9 protein-coding genes and 1 other RNA gene are annotated in these 14,398 nt (G+C 62.7%); 3 read left to right on the top strand and 7 right to left on the bottom strand.

Going from position 1 to position 14,398, the window contains the following annotated elements:
- On the top strand, positions 1-162 hold the full coding sequence (locus V5F23_RS18855) for a hypothetical protein (RefSeq protein ID WP_160310726.1): 162 nt from the start codon (positions 1-3) through the stop codon (positions 160-162).
- 17 nt (positions 163-179) lie between these two features.
- Here V5F23_RS18855 and ffs read toward each other — a convergent pair.
- The 7 genes from ffs to V5F23_RS18890 form a co-directional block, all read right to left on the bottom strand.
- Positions 180-276: signal recognition particle sRNA small type (gene ffs, locus V5F23_RS18860), an RNA gene on the bottom strand.
- Positions 277-677: 401 nt separating this feature from the next.
- Positions 678-1,076, bottom strand: coding sequence for a hypothetical protein (locus V5F23_RS18865; protein ID WP_338496047.1), 399 nt, complete (start codon positions 1,074-1,076; stop codon positions 678-680).
- A gap of 143 nt (positions 1,077-1,219) precedes the next feature.
- Complete coding sequence (locus V5F23_RS18870; RefSeq protein WP_042728038.1) at positions 1,220-2,380, bottom strand: putative zinc-binding metallopeptidase; 1,161 nt, start codon at positions 2,378-2,380, stop codon at positions 1,220-1,222.
- A 111-nt stretch (positions 2,381-2,491) separates the two neighbouring features.
- On the bottom strand, positions 2,492-4,849 hold the full coding sequence (gene ligA / locus V5F23_RS18875; protein WP_338496050.1) for an NAD-dependent DNA ligase LigA: 2,358 nt from the start codon (positions 4,847-4,849) through the stop codon (positions 2,492-2,494).
- A gap of 152 nt (positions 4,850-5,001) precedes the next feature.
- Positions 5,002-5,847: a cell division protein ZipA gene (gene zipA / locus V5F23_RS18880; protein ID WP_042728040.1), complete on the bottom strand. Its 846-nt coding sequence runs from the start codon at positions 5,845-5,847 to the stop codon at positions 5,002-5,004.
- Between the two features lie 248 nt (positions 5,848-6,095).
- Positions 6,096-9,584 carry a chromosome segregation protein SMC gene (gene smc, locus V5F23_RS18885; RefSeq protein WP_338496053.1) on the bottom strand — a complete coding sequence of 1,163 codons (3,489 nt, stop codon included), beginning with the start codon at positions 9,582-9,584 and terminating at the stop codon, positions 6,096-6,098.
- Between the two features lies 1 nt (position 9,585).
- Positions 9,586-10,245: a GntR family transcriptional regulator gene (locus tag V5F23_RS18890; RefSeq protein ID WP_042728042.1), complete on the bottom strand. Its 660-nt coding sequence runs from the start codon at positions 10,243-10,245 to the stop codon at positions 9,586-9,588.
- Between the two features lie 264 nt (positions 10,246-10,509).
- Between V5F23_RS18890 and xdhA the strand changes: the two genes are divergently transcribed.
- Both xdhA and xdhB read left to right on the top strand, forming a co-directional pair.
- Positions 10,510-11,964 carry a xanthine dehydrogenase small subunit gene (gene xdhA, locus V5F23_RS18895; protein WP_042728043.1) on the top strand — a complete coding sequence of 485 codons (1,455 nt, stop codon included), beginning with the start codon at positions 10,510-10,512 and terminating at the stop codon, positions 11,962-11,964.
- The gene (gene xdhB / locus V5F23_RS18900) at positions 11,957-14,356 is read left to right on the top strand and encodes a xanthine dehydrogenase molybdopterin binding subunit (RefSeq protein WP_338496055.1); all 2,400 of its coding nucleotides are present in this window, start codon (positions 11,957-11,959) and stop codon (positions 14,354-14,356) included. Before xdhA ends, xdhB begins: the two co-directional genes overlap by 8 nt.
- Positions 14,357-14,398: the final 42 nt, after the last annotated feature.

The raw sequence follows: 14,398 nt of genomic DNA on the forward strand, positions 1-14,398 counted from the left end.
ATGAAACACAAAAAAGCCTGGTTTGCCGGCGAGACGGCAGCCAGGCTTTTGCGTGGGCAATCGGTTGCCCTGCCAGCCGATGTCCGGGCAGCAGAAAGCAGCGACCTGTCGATCGGGCAACTAAAAAAGGGAATTTTACGAACCTTGCGAACGAAGGCTTGAGAGCGTTATGGAGGCAACCCCACCAGCCACACCCCGGCACACAATGTTCCCGCTGTGGCTGCTTCCTTCCGGATCTGACCAGGTTCACGGGTAATCGTTGCGGGGGGACCGATGGGGTCACCATAACGACGCTGCCTGACGGCGAGCCGCGCCATTGTACCTATCTGGCGAGAAGTTACAACCGTTCGCCATGGATTAAAAATCGAAGGGGCTCAAGCACTTGCTGGGGGAGCGGTTGGCGCTTGGGAGGGTGGAGGCGGGTTCGGCATCGGGGTCGCCTGATAGGGGCTTTCGCAAGCGGGGGCTCGCTCTCATGGGGCTCGGGGCCTACAAGCCCGGAACGGGAGCGAGCCTGCTCACGATGGCTCAGGCATATTCGACCTTGAAGGAAAAAGGCCCCTCGCTGTCGCGAGCAAGCTTTGCTCCCCCAAGGCAATGGGACAAACACCTGAAGAATCCATCAGCTATTCAATACGCACGCTTAGGTTGGCGTTCTAAGCTATTTCGCACACACCCTAAACTGCAGTGGAACAGATTAATACCGGACAGTAAGGACCATACTCCGCATTAAGCGCCTGAGCCCTGACTTGAACATTGAACTTAACAGGTTGCGCACCTCCACTGACTTCGATCGTATGCGCATACTGGCCATTACTGTCCGGTTGTATTCTGGCGGCAGGTACGAATTGTTCCTGGCCATTTTCTGTCTTGGTCACTTTAAACGTGTGACTGGCAATTTCATCGGGCCCGACGTTGTCCGAAATCAGCCAGCTCAACATGATGGTGTATCGACCTGCTCCGGCTTGAGCAAGGTTGCGAGGTGCGTTGGGGATGGTTGCACGTTTACCGGGTGTAGCGGGCTTATCTGTTGCCTTATCTTTCATAACACTCTCCCAAATATCTAAAACCGCCATTCACGACTCGTCTCAGAGTAAGGGAAATTTTGTGAGCGAGATACTATCAGAACAGATAGTAACAATTGCCAGCAGTCGCAACACCGACAGGTTATATTCTGCGTCTTTATTACAAAGTTTGTTACACCCAAAAAGTTCGCAGGCTACAACAACACCTCATCCGCCCGACCACCCTCCTCCTGAATCACCAGATGAATGAAATGCAACTTGGTGATGACCGCAGCCGGCACGACGAAGGGGTAGAAGTCCGGCTGGCCCATGCTGCGGGAAAGTTCGTTGAGCATGCCGGCCAGTTCGATCCAGGCGTTGACGAACGAGAGAAAGGCCGCGCCCCCGGCATGCCCCGGGTCATACAGGGTCTCGGGCGGGAACGGCTGGTAGTCGAAATCCATTTCCCGGGCACTCATGCCGAAGCCTAGCGCGGTGTCCACGGCGTCCATCATGTGCAGGTAGTGCGCCCAGGTCTCGGCCCAGTCTTCCCAGGGGTGCATAGTGGCGTAGGCGCTGACGTAGTGCGTTTGCCAGTCCAGCGGCGCGCCCTGCTGGTAGTGGCGATCCAGGGCTTCGGCATAGCTGGCGCGCTCGTCGCCGAACAGCGCACGGAACGCTTCGAGCCAATGGCTGTTGGCGATCAACCGATCCCAGTAATAGTGACCCACCTCGTGACGGAAATGCCCGAGCAAGGTGCGATAGGGTTCGCGCATCTGCTGGCGCACGTATTCGCGATGGGCGTCGTCCGCCTCTTTGATGTCGAGGGTGATCAGCCCACTGGCGTGGCCGGTCATCGGCGGTTTTCCGTCCGGGTCGACACCGATGAAATCGAAAGCCAGGCCGGCCTTTTCGTCGACGGTTTTCGCGACGACCGGCAAGCCGAGGGTGATCAACTGCGCTACCAGGCGACGCTTGGCGATCTCGACCTTGCGCCAGCGCTCGGGGTTCTCCGGGATCGACAGGTCGGGAATGGTGCGGTTCAGGCGGCAGGCGATACACAAGGTGTCGTGGTCGTTGGCTGGCAGCAACCAATTGCACCCGGCCGGGGTGTCCAGATTGGCGCAACGACGGAACAACCCGGCTTGCGGGTCGGCATCCAGGGTCCAGGTGTCGGGTTGTTCGCCTGGTTGCAATGACGAAAGACGACTCTGCTCCGGTTGATACCCCAGCACCGCCAGGCACGCCAGGCATTGGCTGTTGCGAAAAAACAATGACTGCCCGCACCGACACGGCCAGACCTTGCTGTTACGCGAACGGTCCCCCAGGAAAGGCGCGGCGATGCGTGAGCTCAGTTGTTCGAAGAAGCGGTACATGGCGATCTCTCCCGGGAGTCTGCAAGACTAGATCATCCACATCCCCCGATCGTTCCCGTGGCGAGGAAGCTCGCTCCCGCTGGGTGGCGCAGCCACCCCGGTCGCTGCCAGCTAGACCGTGATGCCATGCTGGCCAAGAAACGCGACAAACGCTTCTTCATCCAGCACCTTGAGCCCCAGCTCATTGGCCTTGGTCAACTTCGAACCCGCGCCCGGCCCGGCCACGACACAATAGGTCTTCGCCGACACGGAACCGGCGACCTTGGCCCCCAGCCCCTCCAGCTTCTCCTTGGCGACGTCGCGACTCATCAGTTCCAGCGAACCGGTCAACACCCAGGTGTGACCCGCCTCGGGCAACCCTTCGACGACTTTCTTCTCGCTCTGCCAATGCATGCCGAAATCGCGCAACTGCTGCTCGGCGGCCTGCGCTTGCTGGCGATTCTCGGCGATGGCGAAAAACTCGCGCACGGCGTTGGCCTGTTTTTCCGGCAACGCCTGGCGCATGTCCAGCCAGTCGGCGTCCATGACTGCTTCGAGCGAACCGAACTTATCCGCCAGTTTCTGCGCCCCGCCCGGCCCGACCGACGGCACGTGCAACTTGTCGAGGAAGCCACCGAGGGTGGTACTGGCAGAGAACTCGGCGCCCAGCTCGCCCTGATCCTGGATGTCCAGGCCATGGCGCAGCAGGTCCTTGATCACCTGGCGGTTGTGCGGGTCTTCGAAGAAGCTGTGGATCTCGTGGGCCACTTCCAGGCCGATGTCCGGCAGGTAGGTGAGCACTTGCGGCAAGGCCGCCTGGACGCGTTCCAGGGAGCCGAGGGAGCGCGCCAGTACCTTGGCGGTTTCCTCGCCCACGTCCGGGATGCCCAGCGCGTAGACGAAACGCGCCAGGCTCGGTTTCTTGCTGTCGGCAATCGCCGCCAGCAGGTTCTTGCTCGACAGCTCGGCGAAGCCTTCCAGATCGACCACCTGCTCGAACGTCAGCGCATACAAATCCGCCGGCGACCCCACCAGGCCTTCATCCACCAACTGCTCGACGCTCTTCTCGCCCAGGCCTTCGATGTCCATGGCCCGGCGCGAGACGAAATGGATGATCGCCTGCTTGAGCTGCGCCCCGCACGCCAGGCGACCCACGCAGCGGTACACCGCGCCTTCGCTGATGGTCTCACGGCCTTTGCTGCGCTTGATCAGTTGCGTGCGCTCCACATGGGACCCGCACACCGGACACTGCTGGGGGATTTCCACCGGGCGGGCATGTTCCGGACGCCGCTCGGTGACGACTTGCACCACCTGCGGGATCACGTCACCGGCGCGACGGATGATCACCGTGTCGCCGATCATCAGGCCCAGCCGCGCCACTTCGTCCATGTTGTGCAGCGTGGCGTTGGCCACGGTCACGCCAGCTACTTTCACCGGCTTGAGCCGGGCCACGGGCGTGACCGCGCCGGTGCGACCGACCTGGAACTCGACGTCCAGCAGTTCGGTGAGCTCTTCACTGGCCGGGAATTTATGGGCGATCGCCCAACGTGGCTCACGGGCGCGAAAACCGAGTTCGCGCTGGGAGGCAATGCTGTTGACCTTGAACACCACGCCGTCGATCTCGTAGGGCAGTGCGTTGCGCCGCTCGCCGATGTCGCGGTAGTAATCCAGGCATTCATCGATGCCATGGGCCAGCTTCAGCTCGCGGCTGATGGGCATGCCCCAGGCCTTGAGCTGCTTGAGATTGCCGATGTGCGTGTCGGCGATGTCGCGACTGACCTGGCCAATGCCGTAGCAGCAGAATTCCAGGGGACGGTTGGCAGTGATCTTCGAGTCCAGTTGTCGCAAGCTGCCCGCCGCCGCGTTGCGCGGGTTGGCGAAGGTCTTGCCACCCACCTCCAGCTGCGAGGCATTGAGGCGCTCGAAGCCGGCCTTGGACATGTACACCTCGCCACGCACCTCCAGCACCGGCGGCCAGCCGCTGCCCTGCAACTTGAGCGGGATGTTGCGCACGGTGCGCACATTGACGCTGATGTCTTCGCCGGTGGTGCCATCACCGCGCGTGGCACCGCGCACCAGCACGCCATCCTGGTACAACAGACTGACCGCCAGACCATCGAGCTTGGGTTCGCAGCTGTACTCCACCGCCGCCCCGCTACCCAGCAGATCGCCCATCGGCAAATCGAGGCCTTCGGTCACCCGGCGGTCGAATTCGCGCATCGTGGTTTCGTCGAAGGCGTTGCCCAGGCTGAGCATCGGGATCTCGTGCCGCACCTGGCTGAACGCCGACAGCGCCACGCTGCCCACCCGCTGGGTCGGGGAGTCGCTGGTCACCAGCTCCGGGTGTTGCTCTTCCAGGGCCTTGAGCTCGTGGAACAGGCGGTCGTACTCGGCGTCCGGAATACTCGGCTCATCGAGGACGTGGTAGCGGTAATTGTGCTGATCCAGTTCGGTGCGCAGCTCTAGGATGCGGGTTTCAGCGGCTTTCATAGTGTTCTCTCATAAAGCAAAAGAGCAGCCTAGGCTGCTCAATCTTTTAAAATCGTCGGCAGTTCGCACCCGAACCTACCCATACAGAACCTGTGGCGAGGGGATCTATCCCCTCGCCACAAAAGTCCCTCAGCTACACGTCTCTGATGACTTCAGCGCTTCTGGGTCAACGCCCGACGCTCGAACTCGACGATGCGCTGGCGGTAGTGCTCGATGGTCTGGGCGGTCAGCACGCTGCGCTGGTCATCCTTCAGTTCGCCATTGAGCTCCTGGGACAGCTTGCGGGCTGCGGCCACCATCACATCGAAGGCCTGCTTGGGATGACGCGGGCCCGGCAGGCCGAGGAAGAAACTCACCGCCGGCGTGCTGAAATGGTCGATGTCGTCCAGGTCGAATACACCCGGCTTGACGGCGTTGGCCATGGAGAACAGCACCTCGCCGTTGCCGGCCATGCTCTCGTGCCGATGGAAAATGTCCATCTCGCCAAAACGCAGGCCGCTTTCCAGGATGTTCTGCAACAGCGCCGGGCCCTTGAAGCCGGCCGGGTCGCGGCAGATCACGCTGATCACCAGCACTTCCTCGGCCTGGGCCTGATCCTTGTCGGCGTTCGATGTCCTGTTCTCGTCCGGGAAGTCGTCGTCACGGCTGTTCAGGCTCGGGCCGCCGTCCAGGTCCAGGTTGAGGTTCAGGTCGCCCTGGGATGGCTCGCTGTTGCGCTTGCCGCGCTTGGAGCCAGACTCCCGGGGCTCGCGCACCGGGGCGCTCATCGACGGCAGGTCGTGCTCATCGAGCTGTGGCTCTTTATGCGTGTCGAGCACTCGGGGCGGGCCCAGCAGTTCGGCGTTGCCATCGTCATCCGGCAGGTTCGACAGGCTGCGGTCCAGGCGAAACTTCAGTTTCCCTTTGCCACCGCGCATGCGGCGCCAGCCGTCGAAAAGAATACCGGCAATGACAATGATGCCGATGACGATCAGCCACTCGCGCAGACCGATTTCCATGTAATCCCGTGCCTCTATAAAAATGCTGAAAAATAAGGGGCTTAGCTATTTGCAAACCGCTTTAAAACGTGGCGCCAACTCTATGTTCTGAATGGCCTTTTGCCCACGCATACGAAAAATTGACATTAAACTAGCACGACCAAAGATAACTTTACACCGTCTGTCGCATGGCCTTGTGCCAATCTGTGAAGGCGTCAGGGTAAAAAATACCTACAGCGCTCCAAGTAGATGCCCTACAGGCCCACCCTTCACGCATCCACCATTGCCATGGCCTCCTCCACATCCACTGCCACCAGCCGCGAGCAACCTGGCTCGTGCATGGTCACGCCCATCAACTGGTCGGCCATTTCCATGGCGATCTTGTTGTGGGTGATGTAGATGAACTGCACCGTTTCGGACATTTCCTTCACCAGCCGTGCGTAACGGCCCACGTTAGCGTCATCCAGGGGTGCATCGACTTCGTCGAGCATGCAGAACGGCGCCGGATTCAGTTTGAAAATGGCAAAAACCAGGGCCAGGGCGGTCAACGCCTTCTCGCCGCCGGAGAGCAAATGGATGGTGCTGTTCTTCTTGCCAGGAGGACGCGCCATGATTGTCACCCCTGTATCGAGTAAATCTTCGCCCGTCAGTTCCAAGTACGCGCTGCCGCCACCGAAAACTTTTGGGAAAAGGGCCTGCAAACCGCCGTTGATCTGATCAAAGGTATCCTTGAAGCGGTTGCGGGTTTCCTTGTCGATCTTGCGGATGACGTTTTCCAGGGTCTCCAGCGCTTCCACCAGGTCATCGTTCTGCGCATCGAGGTAGCGTTTGCGTTCGGACTGCTGCTGGTATTCGTCGATGGCCGCCAGGTTGATGGCGCCCAGGCGCTGGATGCGCTGGGCGATGCGTTCGAGCTCTTCCTCGGCGTCCTTCTCGTTCGCGCCGGCCACCAGGGTAGCGAGCACGCCGTCGAGGTCGTAGCCATCCTCCAGCAACTGGTCCTGCAGGGCCTTGCGGCGCACGGTCAGGGCTTGCCATTCCAGGCGTTGCTGTTCCATCTGGGTGCGGATCAACTGGGATTGCTGCTCGGCCTGGCTGCGGCGCTTCTCGGCGTCACGCAGCTCGCGGTCGGCGTCTTCCAGGGCGATCTGCGCGGTCTTGAGTTCTTCGTCGACGGTCATGCGCTTGTCGAGCAACTCTTCGAGCTTGAGGCGCAATTCTTCCAGCGGCGCCTCGCCCTCCTCCAGGTTGAGACTCAACTGCTCGCGTTTTTCGGTCAGGCGCTCGGACTGCATTTCCAGGCGTTCCAGCGCCTGGCGCGTGGAATCGTACTGCGCCTTGAGCGAACCCAGGCGCACGGCCAGTTGATGGGCGTGATCCTTGTGCTGCCGCGCCTCTTGGCGCACCCGGTCCAGGCGCTCACGCAGGCTGTCGCGCTGGGCCAGCAGCAACTCGCGCTGCTCGGTGTCCTGGGCCATGGCGTCGAGGGCTTCCTGCAATTGCAGGCGCGCCTCGCCGATCTGTTCATGCTCCAGCGCCCGCTGCTCACCCAGCTCGGCGATCTCTTCCTCAAGCCGCGTGCGGCGCAGCGCCAGTTGTTCGACCTTGGCCTTGCCGGCTGACAACTGAGCCTTCAGTTCGCCCTGCTGGCGAGCTTCGTCCTGCAACAGCCGTCGCAGGTGTTCGCGGCCGTTCTCCTGCTGACGCTGCTGCGCCCGCAGGTTCTGCAATTCGCTTTCCAGGGCTTCGACGCTTGTCTCGCGCTCTTCACGCTCGGCACCCAGGCGCTGGATTTCCTGGCCCCGGGCGAGCATCCCGCTCTCGGCTTCGCTGGCCCGGCGCACCCGTAGAAAGTGCCGGCCAACCCAGTAGCCGTCGCGGCTGATCAGGCTCTCGCCCGGCGCCAGTTGCCCTCGCAGCGCCAACGCCTGTTCGAGGCTCTCCACCGGCTTGACCTGGCCCAGCCAGGGCGACAGGTCGACCTGGGCCTCGACTTTGTCCAGCAAGCTGCCGGGCACGCGCACCCCGTCGCCCGCCGGGCTGAGCAGGCGCAAATCGCCCTGGCTGAAGCCCGACAGGTCGAAGCCGCCGAAATCGTCCACCAACACCGCTTGCAAATCGGCACCCAGCACGGTCTCCACCGCCAGTTCCCAACCGGCATCGACCTTCAGGCCCTCGGCCAGGCGCGGCCGCTCGGCCAGGTGCTGGTCGCGCAGCCATTCGGCTGTGCCCGTGCCCGGGTCCAGCGCGGCCTGCTGCAAGGCTTCCAGCGAGGCAAGACGGCCATTGAGCCGCTGCAATTCGCCCTGGGCCTGCTGCTGGTTGTGCAAAGCCGCCTGCAAGGCCTGGCGCAACTGCTCCAGGCGCTCGACCTGGGCGTCCTCGCTGGCCTGCAAGTCTTCGAGGGTGGCTTCACTGGTCGCCAGTTGCTCGCTCAGGTCCAGGATCGCCGCGTCTTCCGGGTCCGCCGCCAGCAACGCGCGCTCTTCGGCCAAACGGCGCTGGCGCTCGGCCAGGCGCTCCATGCTGGTTTCCAACTGTTGGATGCGTGACTGCTGGACCTCGGCCTGGCGGCGTGGCTCGGCCGAAGTCAGGTTGAAGCTGTCCCATTGTTCCTGCCAGCCATGCATGGTCACTTCGGCTTCTTCCAGGGCCGCGGCGGCTTCTTCGGCGGCGGCACTGGTGATTTCCTGCTCTGGCGTGAGCCGTTCCAGCTCTTCGCCAAGGGTCAGCAGCAGCGTGCGGTCATGACCCAGGTGGGACTCGGTTTCCAGGCGCGCGCGTTCGGCTTCCTTCAAGTCATCCTGCAACTGGCGCAGCCGCTGCTGGCCATGCTGGATACTCTGTTCGACCCGAGCGATGTCGCCGCCCACGGAATAGAAGCGTCCTTGCACCAGATTGAAGCGCTCGGACAGGTCATGGTGCCCGTCCCGCAGCCGTTCGATGGCCGCGTCGGCGTTGCGCTGCTCGGCCACCAGCGCTTCGAAGCTGACCTCCTGGTTGCCGATGACCGCCTCACGCTGGCCGACCTGTTCGTTCAACGCCTGCCAGCGCAGGGCCGAGAGCTGGGCCTTGAGCTGACGCTCCTCGCCCTTGTATTCCTGGTACTTCTTGGCCGCCTCGGCCTGACGGTGCAAGCGTTCGAGCTGCCGTTCGAGCTCTTCGCGCAGGTCGGTCAGGCGGGCGAGGTTTTCATGGGTGCGGCGGATACGGTTTTCCGTTTCCCGGCGTCGTTCCTTGTATTTGGAAATACCGGCGGCTTCTTCGATGAAGTTGCGCAGGTCTTCAGGCTTAGCCTCGATCAGCTTGGAGATCATGCCCTGCTCGATGATCGAGTAGCTGCGCGGGCCCAAGCCGGTCCCCAAGAAAATGTCAGTGATGTCCCGGCGCCGACACTTGGCACCGTTCAGGAAGTAACTGTTCTGGCTGTCGCGCGTGACCTTGCGGCGAATGGAAATCTCCGCGTAGGCCGCATACTCGCCCACCAGGGTGCTGTCGGAGTTATCGAACACCAGTTCGATGCTGGCCTGGCTGACCGGCTTTCGGCTGGTGGAGCCGTTGAAGATGACGTCGGTCATCGACTCGCCGCGCAGGTTCTTGGCCGAGCTCTCGCCCATCACCCAGCGCACGGCGTCGATGATGTTCGACTTGCCGCAACCATTGGGCCCGACCACCGCCGCCATGTTACTGGGGAAGTTCACCGTCGTCGGGTCGACGAAGGACTTGAACCCCGCCAGCTTGATGCACTTGAGTCGCACGTCAGGCCGCCGTCAGGGCAGAAACCACCAGGTCGCAACTGCGCTGGGCGTAGGCCGTCAGCACGATGCGGATCTGCGGCAAATCACGGGCCAGCACGGCGACGAGCAGGCGCTGGAACAAATCGAGGAACTCGCTCATTTCGGCCTTGCGCTGGTCCAGCGCCAGGAAATAGGCACGGCTCATGGCCGGTTGCAGGTTCTCGACGGTTTCCTGTAGGTACGGGTTGTTGGCAAAGGGGTACGCCGCGCGCATCACGCTGAAGCTTTCATCGACGAAGGTGCGGATGTCCTGGCGCTGGAAGGCGTCCGTCAGGCGCTGCTGGATCGCCACGAACGGCGCCATGTCGGCCGGTTGCTGCCAGCCATGGGCCACGGCATTGCCCAGCAGGATGTACAGCTCGCTCATCAGCGTGCACAGGCTGCGCACCTTGTGTTCAGTGAGTTCGGTGACGTGGGCGCCACGGCGCGGCAGGATCGCCACTAGGTGGCGCCGCTCCAGGATCAACAAGGCCTCGCGGACCGACCCACGGCTGACATTGAGCGCCAGGGTGACCTTCTGCTCCTGGATGCGCTCTCCCGGTTTCATTTCACCGCGAATGATGCGCTCGGCGAGATGATGGGCGATTTGCTCGGCGAGGCTGTCCGGGGCCTTGAACGTCATGGTTTTCCTTCAAACTCTTCGATTTGCACAAGCGGCGCAGTGTAGCGCACTCACTACGTCATGGCGCAGGGCCTGTACCGGGTTTTGGCACGATATAAGCAAAAAAGCAGGGTATGGCCCGAGGGTCAATACTCAATTCACCCCGTTGTAAATCGACAAACCGAATTTTCCTGACCTTTAAGTCAGAAAATCATTGACCGAAAAGTCAGACCTGCTAAATTCGGCCCACGTCGATACAACAATAATGAGTCTGCGAGGCCTTCCGTGATCCAGTTTTTACTCAACCAGGAGCTCCGTAGCGAGCATGCCCTGGACCCGAACCTGACCGTGCTCAATTACCTGCGCGAGCACCTCGGCAAATCCGGTACCAAGGAAGGCTGCGCCAGCGGCGACTGTGGCGCGTGCACCGTGGTGGTGGGCGAACTGCACACCGACGAGAACGGCCGCGAAGGCCTGCGCTATCGCAGCCTCAACTCATGCCTGACGTTCGTCTCGTCCCTGCATGGCAAACAGCTGATCAGCGTCGAAGACCTCAAGCACCAGGGCCAGTTGCACAGCGTCCAGCAAGCGATGGTCGATTGCCATGGCTCGCAATGCGGCTTCTGCACGCCGGGCTTTGTCATGTCGCTGTTCGCCCTGCAGAAGAACAGCGCCCAACCCGACGCCCACAAGGCCCATGAAGCCCTCGCCGGCAATCTGTGTCGCTGCACCGGCTACCGGCCGATTCTGGCCGCCGCCGAACAGGCCTGCTGCGCCAGCCAGCCGGATCAGTTCGACGCTCGCCAGGACCAGACCATCGCCCGCCTCAAAGCCATCGCCCCCACCGAAACCGGCGAACTCAACAGCGGCGACAAGCGCTGCCTGGTGCCCCTGACCGTGGCCGACCTGGCCGACCTCTATGACGCCTACCCCCAGGCGCGCCTGCTGGCGGGCGGCACGGACCTGGCGTTGGAAGTCACCCAGTTCCACCGCACCCTGCCGGTGATGATCTACGTCGGCAACGTCGCCGAACTCAAGCGCGTCGAGCGTTTCGACGATCGCCTGGAGATCGGCGCCGCCACCGCGCTGTCCGACTGCTACGAAGCCCTGAAGGCCGAATACCCGGACTTTGGCGACCTGCTGCAACGCTTCGCCTCCTTGCAGATCCGCAACCAGGGCACCTTGGGCGGCAACATTGGCAACGCTTCGCCGATCGGCGACTCGCCGCCCCTGCTGATCGCCCTCGGCGCGCAGATCGTCCTGTGCAAGGGCCAGACCCGCCGCACCCTGGCGCTGGAAGACTACTTCATCGACTACCGAGTGACCGCCCGCCAGGAAAGCGAGTTCATCGAGAAGATCATCGTGCCCCGGGCCAGCGCCGAGCAGGCGTTCCGCGCCTACAAGGTGTCCAAGCGCCTGGACGACGATATTTCCGCCGTTTGCGCGGCGTTCAACCTGCGCATCGACAACGGCGTGGTCCGCGATGCCCGCGTGGCCTTCGGCGGCATGGCCGCGACCCCCAAGCGCGCCACCCATTGCGAAGCCGTGCTGATCGGTGCGCCGTGGAACGACAGCACCGTCGAACGCGCCTGCGCGGCCCTGGCTGAGGACTTCACGCCTCTGTCGGACTTTCGCGCCAGCAAGGAATACCGCCTGCTCAGCGCCCGCAACCTGCTGCGCAAGTACTTCATCGAACTGCAAACGCCGCACATCGAGACTCGGGTGACCGCTTATGTCTAACCACCACGCCGTAGAGAAGACCCAAGCCGAGCTGGCCGAGCTGTTCGCCCGCGACCTGAGCACCGGTGTAGGCCGCAGCGTCAAGCACGACAGCGCCGCCAAGCATGTGTCCGGCGAGGCGCAGTACATCGACGACCGCCTCGAATTCCCCAACCAGTTGCACGTCTACGCGCGCCTCTCGGACCGTGCCCATGCACGGATCCTGCGCATCGACACCACGCCTTGCTATGCCTTCGAAGGCGTGCGCATCGCCATCACCCACGAAGACATCCCGGGCCTCAAGGACATCGGCCCGTTGCTGCCTGGCGACCCGCTGCTGGCGATCGACGATGTGCAATTCGTCGGCCAGCCGGTGCTGGCCGTCGCTGCCCGGGATCTGGAAACCGCACGCAAGGCAGCCATGGCGGCCATCGTCGAATATGAAGACCTGGAACCGGTGCTGGACGTGGTCCAAGCATTGCGCAAGCGCCACTTCGTGCTCGACAGCCACACCCATCAGCGCGGTGACTCGGCCGGCGCACTGGCGAGCGCCGAACATCGCATCCAGGGCTCGTTGCACATCGGCGGGCAAGAACACTTCTACCTGGAAACCCAGATCTCCTCGGTGATGCCCACCGAAGACGGCGGCATGATCGTCTACTGCTCCACCCAGAACCCCACCGAAGTGCAGAAGCTGGTGGCCGAAGTGCTGGGCGTGTCGATGAACAAGGTGGTGGTGGACATGCGCCGCATGGGCGGCGGCTTCGGCGGCAAGGAAACCCAGGCCGCCAGCCCGGCCTGCCTGTGCGCGGTGATCGCCCACCTCACCGGGCAGCCGACCAAGATGCGCCTGCCGCGGGTCGAAGACATGCTGATGACCGGCAAGCGCCACCCGTTCTACATCGAATACGACGTGGGCTTCGACAGCACCGGGCGCCTGCACGGCATCGCCCTGGAACTGGCCGGCAACTGCGGCTGCTCGCCGGACCTGTCGGCCTCGATTGTCGACCGGGCGATGTTCCATGCCGACAACGCCTATTACCTGGGCGACGCGACCATCAACGGCCATCGCTGCAAGACCAACACCGCCTCGAACACCGCCTACCGCGGCTTCGGCGGTCCCCAAGGCATGGTGGCCATCGAAGAAGTCATGGACGCCATCGCCCGGCACCTGGCGCTCGACCCACTGGCCGTGCGCAAGGCCAACTACTACGGCAAGACCGAGCGCAACGTCACCCACTACTACCAGACCGTCGAGCACAACATGCTCGAGGAAATGACCCGCGAACTGGAAGAAAGCAGCCAGTACGCCGAACGCCGCGAAGCGGTGCGGCGCTACAACGCCAACAGCCCGATCCTGAAAAAGGGCCTGGCGTTGACGCCGGTGAAGTTCGGTATTTCGTTCACCGCCAGCTTCCTCAACCAGGCCGGTGCCCTGATCCACGTCTACACCGACGGCAGCATCCACCTGAACCACGGCGGCACCGAAATGGGCCAGGGCCTGAACACCAAGGTCGCGCAAGTGGTGGCCGAAGTGTTCCAGGTGGAAATGGACCGGGTACAGATCACCGCGACCAACACCGACAAGGTCCCCAACACCTCGCCCACCGCCGCCTCCAGTGGTGCCGACCTCAACGGCAAGGCGGCGCAGAATGCCGCCGAGATCATCAAGCGGCGCCTGGTGGAGTTCGCCGCGCGGCAGTACAAGGTCAGCGAGGAAGACGTGGTCTTCCACAACGGCCATGTGCGGGTGCGCGATCACATCCTGACCTTCGAGGCGTTGGTCCAACAGGCCTATTTCGCCCAGGTCTCGCTGTCGAGCACCGGCTTCTACAAGACCCCGAAAATCTACTACGACCGCAGCCAGGCCCGTGGCCGGCCGTTCTACTACTACGCCTATGGCGCGGCGTGCGCCGAGGTGATCGTCGACACCCTCACCGGCGAATACAAGATGCTGCGCACCGACATCCTCCACGACGTCGGTGCCTCGCTGAACCCGGCCATCGACATTGGCCAGGTCGAAGGCGGCTTCATCCAGGGCATGGGTTGGCTGACCATGGAAGAGCTGGTGTGGAACGACAAGGGCAAGCTGATGACCAACGGTCCGGCCAGCTACAAGATCCCCGCCGTGGCCGACATGCCGCTCGATTTGCGGGTCAAGCTGGTAGAAAACCGCAAGAACCCCGAAGACACTGTATTCCACTCCAAGGCCGTGGGCGAGCCGCCGTTCATGCTCGGCATCGCCGCCTGGTGCGCCATCAAGGACGCCGTGGCGAGCCTGGGGGATTACCGGCACCAGCCGAAGATCGACGCGCCGGCGACACCGGAACGGGTGTTGTGGGGTTGCGAGCAGATGCGTGGGTTGAAGGCGGTCAAGGCTGAGGAAGCTGAAGTCGAAGTGGCTTCGCTCTAGACCGCGGCGCGGCCGATCGCGAGCAAGCTCGCTCCCACATTG

Source organism: Pseudomonas sp. WP18, assembly GCF_036689585.1.
GTDB lineage: Bacteria > Pseudomonadota > Gammaproteobacteria > Pseudomonadales > Pseudomonadaceae > Aquipseudomonas > Aquipseudomonas chlororaphis_E.